This is a genomic window from Rhodanobacter lindaniclasticus, from assembly GCF_004799035.1.
GTDB lineage: Bacteria > Pseudomonadota > Gammaproteobacteria > Xanthomonadales > Rhodanobacteraceae > Rhodanobacter > Rhodanobacter lindaniclasticus.
Genome location: NZ_MWIO01000025.1, coordinates 108,403 through 126,021, shown reverse-complemented (window position 1 = coordinate 126,021; position 17,619 = coordinate 108,403). Strand labels below are relative to the sequence as shown.

Here is a 17,619-nt window from a genome sequence, read left to right as displayed (position 1 = left end):
GCCCGTCGCGAATCGCGTGGCCTCGATCAGGGGGCGACGGAAGCCCGTGTTGCCGCCGGCACCGGGTGGCCGCCGAGCTTGGCCGCGTAGAGCGCGGCGCCGTAGTGCGGCGCGTGCAACGGCGGACGCAGGTCGAAATCCGTGCTTGCGGCGGCAAGCGCCTCGCGCAGCGGGGCCAGCAGCAGTTCGTCGGCATTGAAGGCGCCGCCGGAGTGGGACACCGGCACGGTTTCGCCGGCTTCGAAGTGCAGGGCCCGTCGCAGCGTGTCGCAGATGTCGGCCAGTTCGCGGCCGGCATCGCGGAAGATGGCGGCGGCCACGTCGTCGCCGGCCCGTGCCGCTTCGGCGACCTGGCGCGAGAGTTGCGCCAGCTCGCCGCGGGCGTAGGAGTTGCCGCCGTAGACATGGGCGCAGATGTCCAGGTCGTTGTCGAGCTGGAAGTGCGCGTTGAGGATCGCGTGCAGCGGGCCGCGGGGCAGGCGCCCGTCGCTCATGCGCGAGTAGGCGTTGAGTCCGCGCATGGCGATCCAGTAGGCGGAGCCTTCATCGGAGAACGCCTCGCCCCAGCCGCCCGCGCGAGCCGCGAGGCCCCGGCGCTGGCCATAGCCGATCGAACCGGTGCCGGCGACGATGTTGATGCCGTCGGCGCAGCCCAGCGAGCCGGCCCAGCCGCACACCATGTCGTTGTCGCAGGTGTAGCGGTCGTGGCCGAGGATCGCCGCGGGGCATGCTTGCAGCAGCGCGGTGGCGCGGCTGTCCTCGCCGTAGGCGGGCAGCCCGAAGAAGGCATGGCCGATGTCGGCCGGGGTTCGGCCGGCGGCGTCCAGCACCGCAGTCACGCCCTCACCCAGGATGGCACGCACGCCGTCCAGCCCGACGTGCGGATGGTAAGTCGTGCCGAGCTCCGCTTCGGCGAGCAGTCGGCCGTCAGCGTCGATCAGGGCGAAACGCGTTTTCGTTCCGCCGCCGTCCACGCCCAGGTAAGTCACCCGATTCATGCGCTCAAAGCGTACAGGCGTACACCCTGCACGACGCGGTTCACCAGGCCCGCGGGGTTGGGATTGTCGGGCGTCACGCCGAGGGCGCGCGAACGGAGGAAGGCGTGGATCTGGGCGATGGCGAGGTACGGCCACAGCAGCTCCGCATCGACGGCATCGGCCATCGCCGGCACCGCGATGCCGTCGGCACCCGCGGTGGCGCGCGGCTGTGCGCTCACCTCGATGATGCGTGCCGCGCGGCCGTCGCGACGCAGTTCATCCACCAGGTCGAGGTCGTAGCGGCGGGTCAGCGGATCGTTGGACACGAAGACCATCACCAGGGCATGTTCGGTGATGAAGGTCTTGGGCCCGTGGCGGAAACCCAGCGGCGACTCGAAGCAGGTTGCCACCGCACCATTGGTCAGCTCGCCGAGCTTCAGCGACGCCTCGCGGGCCAGCCCCTGCAACACGCCGCTGCCGAGGTAGGCGACGCGGTCGTACGGAGCGCGCGCCAGCTCGTTCAGCGCCGGCAGCGATTCGGCGATGACCCGCGCGGTAGCCTCGGCGATGGCGTCGATGCGCGCGTCCATGCTGCCGTTTGGCAGCAACGCGGCCATCGCCGCGTACATCATGCAGCTGAAGCTGGAGGTCATGGCGAAGCCGGCGTCGTGGGTCTCGGCCGGCAGCAGCAGGGTCATCGAGCGGGCGACCGGTGCCTTGCCCAGCGCACCGTCGGCATTGCAGATGATCGCCAGGTGGCGCACGTCACGCACCAGGGATTCGGCGAGTTCCACCGCGGCCAGGCTTTCGGGGCTGTTGCCGGAACGGCCGAAGGAGACCAGCAGCAGCGGCTGTTCCGGCTCCAGATACAAATGCGGGGCGCACACGATGTCGGTGGTCGGCACCGCGTCCACGCGGGCGGCCAGCCGGCGGTCCAGCAGTGGCGCCACGCACTGGCCGATGTAGGACGAGCTGCCGGCGCCGGTCAGGATCACCCGCGCGGCAGGGTCGTCGATCAGCGGGCCGGCAAACGCGCGGATCTGCGCGTGCAGCCCGGCCACCAGCGCGTGCGTCTGCCGCAGCATCCGCGGCTGCTGCTCGATTTCGCGCGCGGTGCAGAGCGCGCCCGCAGCGGCCAGCTCGGACTCGGGCGCGCCAAGGTACTCAGTGGATGTCATGGTCATGGCAGGCATGGTGGTAGTCGTCGAGGGCGGCACTGATGTGTGCCATGGTCAGGGAGCGCGGGTCGCTGGTCGCGGCGCCGGTGCGCAGCGCGTGCAGCGCGTGCGGCAGGAACTGGCTGATCAGCGGCAGCGGCGGCGGGTTCGTGCGCAGGTTGTCGAACAGGCGCTGGCAGGCCTGCTCGATCACCGGGTCGGGCCAGTAATAGCGGATGCGGTCGCTGAGGCTGTACTGCAGGTCGATGGTCAGCGCGTGGCCTTCGCCGTGGTAATAGCGCTGCCAGTGCCCGGGCTGCTCGCGCATGCGTGCCAACACCACCTCGCGCAGGCGTGCCCGGCGCGCATCCTCGATCCACTCCTGCTCGATCGCGTCCAGCGCCCACAGCGCCTCGCGCAGGGCAAAGGTCAGGCCGGGGCCGACCTTGAGGATGGCGAAATGATCGCGTACCAGCGCGGCCAGCGCGTCACGAGTCTGGTAGTCGGTCGAGTGCGCTTCGAACACCATGCCGGGCACGCCGGTGATGGCGTGGCTCAATTCGCGCGCTTTCGGCGGCTCGTAATCCACCACGTCGTGGTGGTCGAACTCCACGCCCGGTTGCACCACGGAGGCGATCACGCGTTGCCACGCGGCGTCCAGCCCCGCGGCGACGAAGGCCTGACGATGCGCCTCGATCGTGGCCAGGGCGGCTTGTGGTGCGGTCACGGCGAGGCCTTCGATGGCTTCGGTGGCACCGCCCGGCACCGGCACCTCGGTGCCGATCACGTAGACCGGCGGCTCGCCCCCGACGCGCGCATGGGCGGCTTCGGCCGTCCGGCACAGGCGTACCGCGCGACGCACGATCTCCGCCTCCGGCAGCGGTTCGGGATCGCCACTGCAGGCCATCGAGCAGTCCAGGTGGATCTTGCGGAAGCCGGCGGCCACGTACGCGGCCACCATCGCCTCGGCCTTGTCCATCGCCGCGGTCGCGTCCAGCGACGTCCACGGGTTGGGTCCCAGGTGATCGCCACCCAGCGCGATGCGCGCGTGGTCGAAGCCGACGCGATCGGCGATCGCATGCACGAAGGCGACGAAATCGGCCGGCTTCATCCCGGTGTAGCCGCCGTCCTGGTTGACCTGGTTGCAGGTGGCTTCGAACAGCACGAATGCCTGCCCCGTGCGTTGCGCGTGGCGCAGGCCGGCCTCGATGACGAGGGGATGCGCGGAACAGATCGAGGTCACGCCACCGGCGTGTCCCTGCTTGTGGCGGGCGATGAGCTCGGAGAGGACTTGCATGAGGTCGGAGTCCATTCGGGGGAGGGGGTGGAAACGTCGGGATCGTGCCCGGCTTCGGCCGGAGCCTCGGGTTCGAGTACCAGCAGCAACGAGGCGATCAGGGCCAGCACCAGGCCGATCATTTTCAGCGGACCCGGCACGACGCTGGCGAATACGAGCGCCAGCGCGGCGGTCACCAGCGGGGCGCCGGCATTGGTCAGCGGCGCCACCACGATCGCCTTGCCGTGGCGGAAGGCGTAGACCAGGGTCAGCGCGCCGATGGCGTTGAGCAGCTGGATCGCGGCGGTCATCCACGGCCCGTCGATGCCGGTGTTGATCGGCTGTGACCAGTCGGTCATCGCCAGCGCCACCGGCGCCAGCAGCAGGCCGCCCAGCATCATGTAGAAGAAGATGCTCTCGGCGCGCACGGTGTGATTGGCCAGGCGCATGAAGTAAGCCTGCACGCCCCAGGCCAGCATGATCAGCAGCGATTGCACGAACCAGCCCAGACCGCCGCTGATGCCGCGACCGAACGACAGATCCAGCATCGGCAATGCGACCAGCGCCAGCACGATGCCCAGCGCGCCGCTCCAGCCGGTGCGCTCGCGCAGGAAGGCGAAGGACAGCGCGATCGTCACCACTGGCGACAGCGAGATGATCGGGAACACGAAATACGCCGGCCCGATGGTCAGCGTGTGGAACAGCAGCATCTGCCCGCCGGCGCCCAGCAGGCCGATGGCCATGCCGTAGGCGATCGCGCGCGGTGAATGCTCCAGCGCCCAGCCGCTGCGCCACAGGATGTACAGCGCCGGCGGGATCATGGTCAGCGCCCACACGCAGTACACCAGCGTCTCGGGAAAACCGTGCTCGGCCGACAGTGGCGACAGCGCGCCCCACACACCCCACAGCGCGACGGTGGTGACGGCGAAAACCAGCCAGGGGCGGCGGCGCGGCGCGGCGATCGCACTGGCGGCCAGGCTCATGCCGGCGTCCCCAGTGGCGTGGCCTGCAGCAACACGAAGTGCCTGAACGCCACCGGCAGGTTCGCCTCGCTGGCATCCACCTCGCCAAGGTCGACGTCGTTGAACAGGTCGCGCACCTTGTAGCGTCCGGCGCCCAGCCCGCGCAACGGCACCTTGCCCTTGAACTGGTCGGCGTAGAAGGCGTAGTACATCGCCCCGTCCTTGGCGATGGCGTGCGCCTCGGGCCTGTCGAAGCCGATGTCGTAAAGCGTGCCCAGGTATTCGCCCTTGGGCAGCATGTGCTGCTTGTACAAGGCCACCCACTTGCGCCACAGCGCTTCCTTCTCCGCGGTGAGCACCAGGCCGCCCGGCGGCAGCGGCTCGGAGGGATGCTCGGTGTCCTTCGGCCAGGTGAACTTGGTGGAGGGAATCGCGCCGATGCCGACGGTGGAGGCGAAATCGTCGCCGCGGTCGGACAGTTCCACGTGGTCGCCCGCATAGCTGCTGAGCGAGCCCATCAGCGCCTTCATGCTCTTGCCCTTGCTGCGCACCTGCCAGGAAGAGGTCGGATCGGACGCCGGGTACTGGTCGGTCGCCGGCAGGTTGTGGAAATCGAACGCGGTGCCGCAGGGGCACAGCTCGACCACCGCCCGCGGGTTGGCCTCGTGCGCCGCCCGGTGGATGGCCTGCCAGAACGTGGCCAGGCCTTCGACCGAATCGCTCGGATGCGCATGCTTGTGCGCGGGGTTGTAGCAGGGCGCCACGGCATTGAGGTGCTGGCCGTCGAACTTGATGCCTTCGAAGCCCCAGTCGCCGATCACCTTCTTCACCAGGGCCACGTAGAAGTCGACGGTGGGCTGGTAGGCCGGGCACTGGGTGAGCGCATTCCACCAGGTGATCTTCTGGAAGCCGCCGTCCTTGTCCAGCAGCAGCATGTCGGGGTGGTCGTGCAGCACGTCGCTGCCCGGGTCGGCGGCCAGCGGCGCGATCCACAGACGCGGATGCATGCCCTCGGCGCGTATCTTCGCGGTGAAGTCGCGCATGTCGGCCTCGCCGCGCGGGAACTTGCGCTTGTCGATGCGCCAGTCGCCTTCGTTGGTCTGCCAGCCGTCGTCCATCACCACCCAGCCGAAGCCCAGCTCGCGCGCCTTCGGCAGCGTGTCGAGGACCTGCTTGACGGTGAAGTCGCGACCGTAGCCCCACGCGCACCACACCGGCGCGAAGGCCGATTCCGGAGCCCGCGGCGCTTCCAGGCCCTCGGCCTGCATGTACTGTCGATATTGCAGCAGCGGTGCGAAATGATCGCCGGTGTGGACCGCCAGGAAGGTGCGTTCGGTGACCAGGGTCTGGCCGGGCGCCAAGGTCGATGCCTGCACCGACTCGACCGCGATATGCGCACCGCCAGCGGTCTTGCGCACCGGCAGATCCAGCGGACGCACCACCGGTTCCACGTGACCGACCGCCAGGCCGATGTCGCGGCGCCAGATATTGGCCACCGGCGTGCCGCCGCCGTAGTCGGACGAATCCATCGCCAGCGTGTTGCGCTGGTCGAACCCGGCGGCCATCGGCTGCACCCAGTCGCGGCGATCGGTGTGGGTAGTGCCGGAGAAACTCCAGAAACCGCCGGGCGCCTCGGCCAGTTCATGCGCGGCATTGCGCCAGCCGGCAACCTGCACGGCGGTGCTGCCCAGGTTGCGGTAGCGCGTCTGCAGCACCGCGAAGCCGGGAAGATCGTCGAAGAAGGTCAGCGCCACTTCCTTTTCCAGCTGGCCGGAACGACCGGTGACGATCGCCTGATGACCGTTGCCGTGACGCGCATCGGCGATGGGTCGTTCCCGGTGGCCGGTGATGACGAAGTCGTCGACCGCGCCATCGGCCAGCAGCAGGCTCTCGCTGGGCTGCCATGGCGTGAGCGGCTTGCCGCGGACCACCAGGCGTGTGTGCAGGCGGCGATCGAAGGCGATCGCCAGTACCGCATCGCCGGCCGTGGCACCGGGGCCGCCGGCAACATTGGCGGTACCGGACCGGGACGCCGCCAGCGCCTTCGGCAGCATGAGCCACGCCGCACCACCGGCTACGCTGCCGGCCACGAGCTTCAATACCGTGCGGCGTCCGATCGGGCGCATGGCGAATTCCTCTTGAGACGTCGTCCCGATTCTGCGTCACCCGTTGCTCTTGATGCAAGCGTTTCGTTTCGATATGGTTCGGAAATGTTTCGTTATATTGTCAAGGTGGGCCGATGAACACGATCTTGCGTCCCGTTGCCGTTGCTCTGTTGGCCGTCGCGGCAGCCTTTTCCGCCGCCTGCGCGATGCCGGGCCGGAATGACGCGGAAAGTTATTCGATGGCCGACTTCAGCCAGGTACGCAAGTTCGACGCCCACGTCCACGCCAACACGCCTGATCCGGCGTTCCTCGAACAGGCGCGCGCGGACGGTTTCGAGCTGCTGTCGATCAACGTCGACTATCCCGACTTCCCGAGCATCGCGCGGCAGCACGCGGCCGCCCTGGCGCTGGCAGCCAGGGACCCGACCCGTTTCCATTGGGCCACCACGTTCTCGATGAAGGGGTTCGGCACGCCGGGCTGGGCCGATCGCGTCGACGCGAAACTTGCCCGCGACGTCGCGGCCGGTGCCCTGGCAGTGAAAGTCTGGAAGAACGTGGGCCTCGCGGAGCGGGGCGCCGACGGCAAGCTGATCATGCTCGACGATCCGGGCCTGGCGCCCGTGGCCGAGCAGGTGCGCGCGCTCGGCGTGGCCCTGATCGACCACCAGGGCGAGCCGCGCAACTGCTGGTTGCCGCTGGACCAGATGACCACCGACAACGACCGCGAGTACTTCAGCAAGCATCCGGAGTACTACATGTACCTGCATCCGGAGATGCCGCGTTACGAGGAGTTGATGGCGGTGCGCGACCGCTTCGTGGCCGCGCATTCGAAGCTGCGTTTCGTCGGCGCGCATCTGGCCAGCCTGGAATACGACGTCGACCGCATCGCCGCCTTCCTCGATCGTTTCCCCGATGCCAGCGTGGACATGGCCGCGCGCATGAGTCAGGTGCAGTACCAGTCGGTGCGCGACCGCGAGAAGGTGCGCAACTTCTTCATCCGCTACCAGGACCGGCTTCTGTACGGCACCGACCTGACCTACGGCCCCGATGCCGACCCCGCCGAATTCAGGCGCGAGGCGCATGCCGCGTGGGTCTCGGACTGGCGGTATCTGGCGACCGGCGAGTCGCAGCACGTGGACATGATCGGCGCCGACGTGCCGGGCTTGGCGCTGCCGCGTGCGGTGATCGACAAGATCTACTACGCCAATGCCCGGCGGGTCTTTGCCCGGTCGGGTAGATAGAGGTCGGGGATTGGGGATTCGGGATCGGCAGAAGCATCAGGGCGCCAGTGCTGCGTCGGCCCGCCGAGGGCGATGCTCCGGCTTTTCCGAATCCCGAGTCTCAGGCCAACAACAGCTCGAATCCGAGCTGGTGGCTGGCCTGGATGATGTCCTCGGGTGCGCCGGTGTCCGTGATCAGCATGTTCAACGCGGTGACGGGGATGATGCGGTGCAGGCAGACCTTGCCGAATTTGGAACTGTCGGTGATGGAGATGACCACGCGCGCGGCCTCCACCATCTTGCGATTGAGCAGGGCCTCGGGCTCGTAATGGGTGGTGATGCCGCGCTCCAGGTCGAAACCGTCCACGCCGAGGAACAGCTTGTCCACGTGCAGCGCGTCCAGCGCCTCGACCGTCAACCCACCGTAGAACGCCATGTTGCGCCGACGCAATTCGCCGCCGAGCATGACGAGGTTGATGTTGGGCTTGGCTGCCAGCGCGGTCAGCACGCCGTAGTCGTTGGTGACCACGGTGATGTCGATGTCCGGCAGCGCCTTGGCCAGCTGGATCGCCGTGGTGCCGGAGTCGATGGCGACGGTGTCGCCGGGCTTGATCAGGGTCGCGGCGCGCACGCCGATGCGGCGCTTCTCGGCGAGGTAGCTGGTGCTTTTCGCTTCGTAATTGGGCTCGGCAGGGGTGCCGTTGCCGATCACGCCGCTGTCGATCGCGCCGCCGTAGGCCCGCGCCATCACGCCGCGCTCGGCCAGGTAGCGCAGATCCTTGCGCACGGTCTGCGCACTCACGCCGAAGCGGTCGGCCAGCCTGCTGACCTGGACGCTTCCCTGCTGGCGGACGAGTTCGCTGATCTGGAGGCGTCGTTGACTGGTATCGCGAGTGGCGGCCATGGGGGAGTTCCGACGGATGGAGAAATTATGCCGCATTTCGTTGTATTTCGCTATTGATGCTAAACGAAACATGTTATAGGCTCGGTTTCGTTGTTTAGATGCAAGGTCCGCCATCGCGCCCCCAGGAGAGAGCCCTTGAACGCCGCCCCCTTTCACCGAAACACACTGTCTTGTGCCGTCGCCCTGGCTCTGCTGATACCGGCGACGGCGTTCTCCCAGACAGCGCCTGCCAGCGCCGCCACGACGCAGAGTCCCCAAGCCGTCCCGGTTGAACAAGCCACGCCGCGCGCCGCCACCGAGCTGGCGACCGTGGTGGTCACCGGCGAACGGGGCAGCATGGCGCGCTCGACCGAGCTCAAGCGCGATGCCGCGACCGTGCAGGATTCGATCAGCGCGCTCGAGCTGGGCATGTTCCCCGACGACAACGTGGCCGACTCGCTCAGCCACATCACCGGCGTGGCCATCTCGCGCACGGCCGGCGGCGAGGGGCAGAAGGTCAGCGTGCGCGGCCTCGGCCCCGAATTCACCCTGACCACGTTCAACGGCCGCATCCTGGCCACCGACGGCGCCGGTCGCGACTTCGCCTTCGACGTCCTGCCGGCCGACGTGATCAACGGCGCCGACGTGATCAAGGGCGCGCAGGCCTCGCTGACCGAGGGGGCGATCGGCGGCCTGATCAACCTGCGCTCGGCCAGTCCGTTCGACCAGCCGGGGCAGCACGGCATCGTGCGCCTGGAGGGCGACCGCAACCAGATGTCCGAACTCAACGGACACAAGTTTTCGGCCGCCTACAGCAACACCTTCGCCAACGACACCGTCGGCGTGCTGCTGGGCGTGGTCAAGGCCAAGCGCAGGGATCGCACGGACGTCGCCGGCAACGATGGCGGCTGGACGCGCAACCCGGACCCCAATGATCCCGACTGGTACGGCAATGCCTGGGGCGGCAACATCGACCTCAACGGCAACGGCGAGCTGGACCCGGAAGACTACGGCCTGATCGCGCCGGGCCAGTTCCGCGTCGGCTCGATCCTGGAGGACAAGAAGCGCACCGCCTACTCCGGCAAGATCGAGTGGCGTCCGAGCGATCGGGTGCGCATCGTGGTGGACGGGTTGAAGACGCGCCTGGATTCGCCGCAGGTGTCCTACCAGCAGTCCTACTACCCGCTGTTCGCGCCGGGCCGCTGGTCCGACATCACCGTGCAGAACGGCATCGTCACCGGCTTCACCATGGACAACCCGGACCCGGAGCTGCGGCTCAATCCGGAGCTGCTCAACCAGACCCAGTACCGCGTCGTCGACACCGCGCTGTACGGCATCAACGGCGAGTGGAAGGCCACCGACGACCTCACCCTGACCGGCGACCTGTACCGCTCCACCTCGGAGCGCCGCTCCGGCGGCCAGGACACCTACGTCGTGCTGCGCATGAACCAGCCCAACACGGCGCGCATCACCCTCGGGCCGTATGCGGTGCCCAACGTCGACGTGAAGTTCGACGATGGCCGCGACCTCGTCTCGGGCCTCGCCAGCGGGCAGTTCAGCGACTCGGACTTCAACACGCACTACATGGAGCTGAGCGGCGACAACATCCGCGACGAGATCACCGGCGGCACCGTGGCCGGCAAGCTGTTCGTCGGCAAGTGGGGCGTGGACAACCTGCGCTTCGGCGTGACCCGCACCGAGCGCGAGAAGTCGCGCGACCTGGTCAACAACACGCTCAACGGCGGCGCCGACTACTACTCCGAGGACAACGCCATCAACGTGGCCGACCTCGGCGGCAACGTGATCTCGCACTCCTTCCACCTGCCGCACTTCATGTCGGGGGTGGGCAGCAGCTTCCCGCGCAGCTTCCTCGCCTTCGACGTGCCCAACTACCTGGCCCGGCTGCAGGCCTACAACGGCAACCTGCGGCCGGACGGCACGCCGTACGACTACGCCCTGGCCGGCCCGCAGTGGAACCCGCTGCAGAGCTACCGCGTGAGCGAGAAGACCAATGCGTTCTACGTGCAGGCGGACATGTCCGGGGATCGCTGGGAAGGCGACGTCGGCGTGCGCCTGGTGCAGACCGATACCCGCGCCCAGGCCTGGGACGCGAAGATCCTGAGCATCACCGAGAACGGCGCGTTCAACTACACCGCCGAGTACGCGGCGCCCACGCCGGTGGTCCAGGACGCGAGCTACAGCTACCTGCTGCCCTCGGCCAACTTCACCTGGCATTTCACCGACCAGCTGCAACTGCGCGCCGGCGCCGCCAAGACCATGGCGCGCCCGGCGGTGGACCAGCTGGCACCGACCAACACCACCGAAAGCGTCGCGTGGGGCGAGTTCACCCAGGTCTACGGCGGCAACGCGGACCTCAAGCCCTACAGCGCGGCGCAGGGCGACCTGTCGCTGGAGTGGTACTTCGCCCAGCACTCCGTCGCCAGCATGGCCGTGTTCTACAAGCGCATCACCAACCAGATCACCACCAGCTGGGAAACCGGCCAGGACATCGGCGTGCCCGGCTACCTGTTCAACGTGATGCGCCCGATCAACGGCGACCATGCGCGCGTGAAAGGCCTGGAACTGAGCCTGCAGCACTTCTGGGACAACGGTTTCGGCGTGCGTGCGCAGTACACGCGCAATCTCTCCACGAGCTGGGTGGATGGCGAGCAGCGTCCGCTCGAGGGCATCGCCCCGGCGACCTACTCGCTGGGCGTGATGTACGAAAAGGGCAAGTGGTCGCTGGGCGCCAATGCCGACCGCACCAACGGCTTCGTAACCGCGATCAACGTGCTGGGGACCGGCTACAACGAACAGGCCGACGCGATCACCTGGGTGACGGCGCATGTCTCCTACAAGTTCAACGACATGATCAGCGTCAGCCTCGACGGCCAGAACCTGCTGGACAAGGCGCAGACCTACAGCATCAACGGCAACCCGCTGCTGTCGCAGGGCTATTACCGCTATGGCCGCTCGGTGAACCTGGGGGTGGCGTTGCGGTTCTAGCTTGCCGCACGGTTCCGCTCCGGCTGGCCCGCTGATGCGGCTGGCCGGGCCGGCCGCCCCTTGCTGCCGGCCGGCGCGGAATCCCGGGCGGAGCAGTCGCGCGACGCAATTTCTTGCAGGGTTTCGCGCCGGCTTGGTACGTTATATCGTTGCGCCAGGCTTCCTCCTCGTCGACGCGCACACATGAAAAACCCGGGGTTCGATTGTCTGCTGGCACCGTCGACATGACGGCCGCGATGATCGGACGGGCAGGCGGGTCGACGCGATCGCTGCTGGCGGTCGTCGCGATGCTGGCGATCGGCGGCTGTGCGGTGGGGCCGGATTTCCAGCGGCCGGCGGCGCCGGACGTCGCTAGCGTGGCGGCCGCACCGCTGCCGGAACGGACCGCCAGCGCCGACGTCGGCGGCGGACAGGCCCAGCATTTCGTTCCCGGCGGCGACATTCCCGCGCAGTGGTGGACGCTGTTTCATTCAGCCGAACTCGATGCGCTGATCGAGCAGGCGCTGGCGCACAACCCCGACCTCAAGGCAGCCCAGGCCGCGCTGGCGGTGGCGCGCGAGAACACGTTCGCGGGACGCGGCGCGTACGCACCGAGCGTCAGCGCGGGCTTGTCGGCCAGCCGCGAGCAGGATCCGCCGGGGGCGCTGGCACCGGTGCCGAGCAACAACGCGTTCCTGTACAACCTGTTCACGCCGCAGGTCAGCGTGTCGTACGTGCCGGACGTGTTCGGCCTGAACCGGCGCAACGTGGAATCGCTGAAGGCGCAGCAGCAGGAGGTGCGCTTCCAGATGCTGGCCACGCGCATCACGCTGAGCAGCAACGTGGTGGTGGCGGCGGTGCAGCAGGCTTCGCTGCGTGCGCAGGTCGACGCGACCCGCGAGCTGATCGCGACCAACGCGAAGATGGTCAAACTGCTGCGTTACCAGTTGGACAAGGGCTACGCGGGGCGGCTCGATCTCGCCGCGCAGGAATCGCAGCTGGCGCAGTTGCAGGCCACGCTGCCGCCGCTGCTGAACCAGCTGGACCAGCAGAACCATCTGCTGGCCGTGCTCGCCGGAGAACTGCCCGGCGAGGCGGCGCCACCGTCGTTTGACCTGGCCAGCCTGCAGTTGCCGCAACAACTTCCCCTGAGCCTGCCCTCGACCCTGGTGGCGCAACGCCCAGACGTGCGCCAGGCCGAGGCCAACATGCACGCGGCCAGCGCGCAGATCGGTGTGGCGATCGCGAATCGCCTGCCGAATATTTCGTTGACGGCGAATGCGGGCAGCACGGCACTGGCGATCAAGCAGTTGTTCAAGAGCGGCACCGGCTTCTGGAGCCTGGGCGCGGATCTGGCGGCGCCGATCTTCGAGGGCGGCAGCCTGCTGCATCAGGAGCGCGCGGCCAAGGCGGCCTACGTGCAGGCGGCCGAGGCATACCGCGGCACCGTGCTGACCGCGTTCCAGAACGTGGCCGACACGCTGGCGGCGCTGCAGCACGATGCCGAAGGCCTGCAGGCGGCGGCCAAGGCCGCGGACGCGGCCAAACTCACCCTGGAACTCTCGCAGCGCCAGTACAGGGACGGCTACGCCGGCTACCTGTCGCTGCTCGGCGCGGAGCAGGCCGACCAGCAGGCGCGCATCGCGCTGGTGCAGGCGCAGGCCAGTCGCTATGTCGACACCGCCGCGTTGTTCCAGGCCATGGGCGGCGGCTGGTGGCACGACGCCGATGCCCACTCCACCGATGCTGCTGTCACCCGGGATAGCGATGAAAAGTAGACCCTGCTCCGCGTCGTCCTGGCGCACGCCCGCCCTTGCGCTGATGATCGTGTCGACGCTGGCCGCCTGCTCGTCGAAAGCCGCGCCCCAGGCCGCCGCCGACACGCCGCACAACGTGACGCTGACCGCGGCGCAGCGCCAGCACATCCATCTGCTGACCATGGAGCGCAGCAGCTTTCACCGCCGCATCGAAACCAGCGGCGTGGTGGATTTCGACCACGACCGTGCCACGCAGGTGCTGGCGCCGTTTTCCGGTCCGGTGACCGCGGTGCTGGTGAACCCGGGCGACAAGGTCAAGGCGGGACAGCCGCTGGCGCGGGTGGATTCGCCCGACTTCGCCGCCGCCGTCGGCGCGTATCGCAAGGCGCTCGCCGCGGCGCATGCCGCCGACCAGGTGGCGGCGACCGATCGCGACCTGTATGCGCACCAGGCGATCTCGCAGCGCGAACATGCGCAGGCGCAATCCGATGCAGCGGGAGCGGACGCCGATCGCGACGCCGCGCTGCAGGCGCTGCTGGCCTTGCATGTCGATCCGCAAACCATCGCGGCGATACGCGAAGGCAAGCCGGTGGCGCATGGCCAGGGCGTGATCCGCGCACCGATCGCCGGCACCGTGGTGGAGAAGTCGATCGCGCCCGGCCAGTTGCTGGCGGCCGGTTCGACACCCTGCTTCACCGTCGCCGATACCTCGAGCATGTGGGTGATGGCGCAGCTGTTCGGCGACGACCTGGCGGCGGTGAGGAACGGCGACGCGGCCACCGTCGAGGTCGGCGGCGATGGCGCGACGATGCCGGGCAAGGTGACCAATGTCGGCTCCGTGGTCGATCCCGATACGCGTTCGATCGGCGCCCGCGTGCTGGTCGCCAATCCCGACGGCGTGCTCAAGCGGCAGATGTACGTGCGCGTGAAGATCCGCTCCGGTGACGCGCGCACGGGCTTGCTGCTGCCGGTGTCGGCGGTGCTGCGCGATGACGAGAACCTGCCGTTCGTGTACGTGGCGGCGGCCGACGGCGGTTATGCGCAACGCACGGTGACGCTGGGTGATCGCGTCGACGATTCGTTCGAGATTCCCGACGGTCTGCACGCCGGCGACAAGGTCGTGGTGGACGGCGCGATCTTCCTGCATTTCATGCAGACCCAATGAGCGCGCAGACCCCACCCGAAGGGCTGCCGCCGCGCCCGACCTCGCTGATCAACCGCATCGTCGCGTTCGCGCTGCAGCAGCGCATGCTGATGGTGCTGCTGGCGCTGGGCCTGGCCGCGGCCGGCGTGTGGTCCTGCAACATCCTGCCGATGGACGCGTACCCCAACCTGTCGCCGCCGATGGTCGACATCGTCACGCAGTGGCCGGGACATTCGGCCGAGGAAGTGGAGCGGCTGATCACGGTGCCGGTGGAGCTGGGCATGAATGCCATCCCCGGCATGGTCACCAAGCGCTCCGTCTCGTTGTACGGCCTGTCCGATGTCACGCTCGGTTTCGCCGACGGCACCGATCCGTATTTCGCGCGCCAGCGCGTGCGCAACCGCTTGCCGGATGTCGGACTGCCCGATGGCGTGGCCTCGTCGATGTCGCCGATGTCGCCGCCCTCGGGGCTGGTGTACCGCTACGTGCTGCAGAGCACCGACCGCTCGCCGATGGAGCTGAAGACGCTGAACGACTGGGTCGTCGCGCCCCAGTACCGTTCGGTGCCCGGCGTGGCCGACGACTCCGGTTTCGGCGGCGGCACCATGCAGTACCAGGTGCTGCTCGACCCGGTGAAGATCGCGGCGCTGGGCCTGTCGGTGGCGCAGGTCGAGGCCGCGCTCGCGGCCAACAACGGCAACGCCGGCGGCGGCTTCTACACCCAGGGCGGGCAGTTTTTCTACGTGCGCGGGCTGGGCCGGCTCGAGACCGTGCAGGACATCGGCAACGTGGTGCTGGCGGTGCACGACGGCACGCCGATCCTGGTCAAGAACGTCGGCACCGTGCAGGTCGGCATCGCGCCGCGGCTGGGCGAGTTCGGCTTCATGGGCCAGGACGACGCGGTGGAGGGCGTGGTACTGGCGCTGACCGGCTCCAAGACCGAGAACGTGCTGCAGCGGGTCGAGGCGAAGACGCGGGAGCTCAACCGCGAGGTGCTGCCCGACGACGTCAAGATCCACCCGTTCTACGACCTCACCGACCTGATCGGCCAGACCAAGGCGGTGGTGATGCACAACCTGCTGCTGGGCATGGCGCTGGTGATCGCGGTGCTGATCTTCTTCCTCTACGACGTGCGCGCGGGGCTGATCGTGGCGGTGACGATTCCGCTGGCCCTGCTGTTTGCGTTCCTGTGCCTGGATCTGAAGGGTGCCTCGGCCAACCTGCTGTCGATCGGCGCGGTGGACTTCGGCATCCTGGTCGATGGCGCGATCTTCATGGTCGAGAACATCTTCCGCGAACTGGCCGCGCGGGAGGGCACCGAGTTCGACATCCGCGAGGTGATCCAGAGCGCCGCCTCGGAAGTCGACCGCCCGCTGGTCTACGCGGTGGCGGTGATCGTGGCCAGCTTCCTGCCGATCTACGTGCTGACCGGGCCTTCCGGCACGCTGTTCAAGCCGATGGCCGACACCATGATCTTCGCCCTGGTCGGCTCGCTGCTGGTGACGCTGACCCTGCTGCCGGTGCTGTGCGCGCTGTTCATGCGCCGTGGCGTGCGAGAGCGGCGCAACGCGATCTACGAGAAGTTCAAGGGCTGGTACGTGCGTTGGCTCGACCGCCTGCAGCAGCATGCGTGGCGGGTGACCGGGGCTTCGCTGCTGCTGCTGGTGATCGCGCTGGTGATGATGCGCGGCATCGGCGCGGAGTTCATGCCGCATCTGGACGAAGGCTCGCTGTGGGTACGCGCCACCATGCCGTACACCATCTCCTTCGACGAGGCCTCCAAGATCTCGCCGCAGATCCGGCAGATCCTGCGCTCCTTCCCCGAAGTCACCACGGTCGGCTCCGAACTGGGCCGTCCGGACGACGGCACCGATTCCACCGGTTTCTTCAACGACGAGTTCTTCGTCGGCCTGAAACCGTATTCGCAGTGGGACGGCAAGTACCGCAGCAAGGCCGACCTGATCGCGGCGATCGACAAGAAGCTGCAGGTGTTTCCCGGCATCCAGTTCAACTACACCCAGCCGGCCGAGGATGCAGTGGACGAGGCCGAGACCGGCCTGAAGAGCGCGCTGGCGGTCAAGGTGTACGGCCCGGACCTGCACGTGTTGCAGGCCAAGGGCAAGGCGATCAAGCAGGCGATGGCAAAGGTGCGCGGCATCACCGACCTGACCCTGGTGCACGAGCTGGGGCAGCCGAACCTGTCGATCAGGATCGACCGCGCCAAGATCGCGCGCTACGGGCTCAACGTCGAGGACATCAACAAGCTGATCGAGGCGGCGATCGGCGGCGACGTGGCCACCGAGGTGGCACAGGGCGAGAAACAGTTCGACCTGCTGGTGCGACTGCAGCCGCAGTACCGCGACAACCCGCAGCAGATCGGCGAGATCCCGGTGGCCACGCCCGGCGGCCAGCAGATTCCGTTGAAGGAGCTGGCCGACATCAGCATCGCCAACGGCGCCTCCTTCATCTATCGCGAGAACGGTTCGCGCTACATCGGCGTGCAGTTCTCGGTGAGCGGGCGGGACCTGGCCGGCGCGGTGAACGACGCGATCGCCCGGGTCGGCCACGACGTGAAGCTGCCGCACGGCTACCGGCTGGAGTGGGGCGGCGAGTACAAGGAATACACCGCCTCGCGCGCGCAGATGAACGTGATCCTGCCGCTGACCCTGCTGCTGATCTTCGGCCTGCTGTTCGTGCTCTACGGCAATTTCAAGTTCCCGTTCATCACCGTGGTCGGCGTGCTGCTGTCCGCTCCGTTCGGCGCGATCGTGGCGATGTGGCTCACCGGCACGCCGTTCTCGGTGTCCTCGGCGATCGGCTTCATCGTGCTGTTCGGCGTATCGGTGCTGACCGGCGTGGTCTACATCTCCTGCGTCAACGAGCTGCGCCTGGGCGGCATGGACATTGCCAGGGCGGTGCACGAGGCGGCGATCCTGCGCCTGCGCCCGATCACGATGACCGCGCTGGTGGCCGCGCTCGGCTTGTTGCCGGCAGCCATCGCCAGCGGCGTCGGCACCGATTCGCAGCGGCCGTTCGCGCTGGTGATCGTGTCCGGCATGCTGTCGCGGCTGCTGATCGGCATGTACCTGATGCCGGCGCTGTATGCGCTGGTGGCGCGACCGAACGATCGGTTGCAGGTGTAGGCGCTCGCTC

At 68.1% G+C, this 17,619-nt stretch carries 11 protein-coding genes; 5 read left to right on the top strand and 6 right to left on the bottom strand.

Features of this window, described 5'->3' with window-relative positions:
• Nucleotides 1–26 precede the first annotated feature (26 nt).
• The 5 genes from B1991_RS08455 to B1991_RS08435 are packed head-to-tail and all read right to left on the bottom strand — an operon-like array spanning nucleotide 27 to nucleotide 6,498.
• Nucleotides 27–998: an N-acetylglucosamine kinase gene (locus tag B1991_RS08455; RefSeq protein WP_136258282.1), complete on the bottom strand. Its 972-nt coding sequence runs from the start codon at nucleotides 996–998 to the stop codon at nucleotides 27–29.
• Entirely contained in the window at nucleotides 995–2,155 is a 1,161-nt protein-coding gene (locus B1991_RS08450; RefSeq protein ID WP_136258281.1) for an SIS domain-containing protein, read from the bottom strand. The genes B1991_RS08455 and B1991_RS08450 overlap by 4 nt, the downstream gene beginning before the upstream one ends.
• A complete protein-coding gene (locus tag B1991_RS08445; RefSeq protein ID WP_136258280.1) occupies nucleotides 2,142–3,431 on the bottom strand; it encodes a D-tagatose-bisphosphate aldolase, class II, non-catalytic subunit in 1,290 nt (429 codons plus the stop codon). Before B1991_RS08445 ends, B1991_RS08450 begins: the two co-directional genes overlap by 14 nt.
• Entirely contained in the window at nucleotides 3,374–4,393 is a 1,020-nt protein-coding gene (locus B1991_RS08440) for a DMT family transporter (RefSeq protein ID WP_136258279.1), read from the bottom strand. Before B1991_RS08440 ends, B1991_RS08445 begins: the two co-directional genes overlap by 58 nt.
• A complete protein-coding gene (locus tag B1991_RS08435; protein WP_136258278.1) occupies nucleotides 4,390–6,498 on the bottom strand; it encodes a glycoside hydrolase family 36 protein in 2,109 nt (702 codons plus the stop codon). The genes B1991_RS08440 and B1991_RS08435 overlap by 4 nt, the downstream gene beginning before the upstream one ends.
• A 218-nt stretch (nucleotides 6,499–6,716) precedes the next feature.
• Between B1991_RS08435 and B1991_RS08430 the strand changes: the two genes are divergently transcribed.
• Nucleotides 6,717–7,718 (top strand): amidohydrolase family protein, encoded by a 1,002-nt coding sequence (locus B1991_RS08430; protein ID WP_246031106.1) that lies wholly within the window; start codon nucleotides 6,717–6,719, stop codon nucleotides 7,716–7,718.
• 100 nt (nucleotides 7,719–7,818) lie between these two features.
• On the opposite strand, the gene B1991_RS08425 is transcribed toward B1991_RS08430, so the two are convergent.
• Complete coding sequence (locus tag B1991_RS08425; RefSeq protein ID WP_136258276.1) at nucleotides 7,819–8,601, bottom strand: DeoR/GlpR family DNA-binding transcription regulator; 783 nt, start codon at nucleotides 8,599–8,601, stop codon at nucleotides 7,819–7,821.
• Nucleotides 8,602–8,736: 135 nt separating this feature from the next.
• Here B1991_RS08425 and B1991_RS08420 point away from each other — a divergent pair, with 135 nt between their 5' ends.
• The 4 genes from B1991_RS08420 (at nucleotide 8,737) to B1991_RS08405 (ending at nucleotide 17,609) form a co-directional block, all read left to right on the top strand.
• Entirely contained in the window at nucleotides 8,737–11,586 is a 2,850-nt protein-coding gene (locus B1991_RS08420; protein ID WP_136258275.1) for a TonB-dependent receptor, read from the top strand.
• Nucleotides 11,587–11,789: 203 nt separating this feature from the next.
• Nucleotides 11,790–13,343: an efflux transporter outer membrane subunit gene (locus B1991_RS08415; RefSeq protein WP_246031105.1), complete on the top strand. Its 1,554-nt coding sequence runs from the start codon at nucleotides 11,790–11,792 to the stop codon at nucleotides 13,341–13,343.
• On the top strand, nucleotides 13,333–14,487 hold the full coding sequence (locus B1991_RS08410) for an efflux RND transporter periplasmic adaptor subunit (protein ID WP_136258274.1): 1,155 nt from the start codon (nucleotides 13,333–13,335) through the stop codon (nucleotides 14,485–14,487). The genes B1991_RS08415 and B1991_RS08410 overlap by 11 nt, the downstream gene beginning before the upstream one ends.
• On the top strand, nucleotides 14,484–17,609 hold the full coding sequence (locus B1991_RS08405) for an efflux RND transporter permease subunit (RefSeq protein ID WP_246031104.1): 3,126 nt from the start codon (nucleotides 14,484–14,486) through the stop codon (nucleotides 17,607–17,609). The genes B1991_RS08410 and B1991_RS08405 overlap by 4 nt, the downstream gene beginning before the upstream one ends.
• Nucleotides 17,610–17,619: the final 10 nt, after the last annotated feature.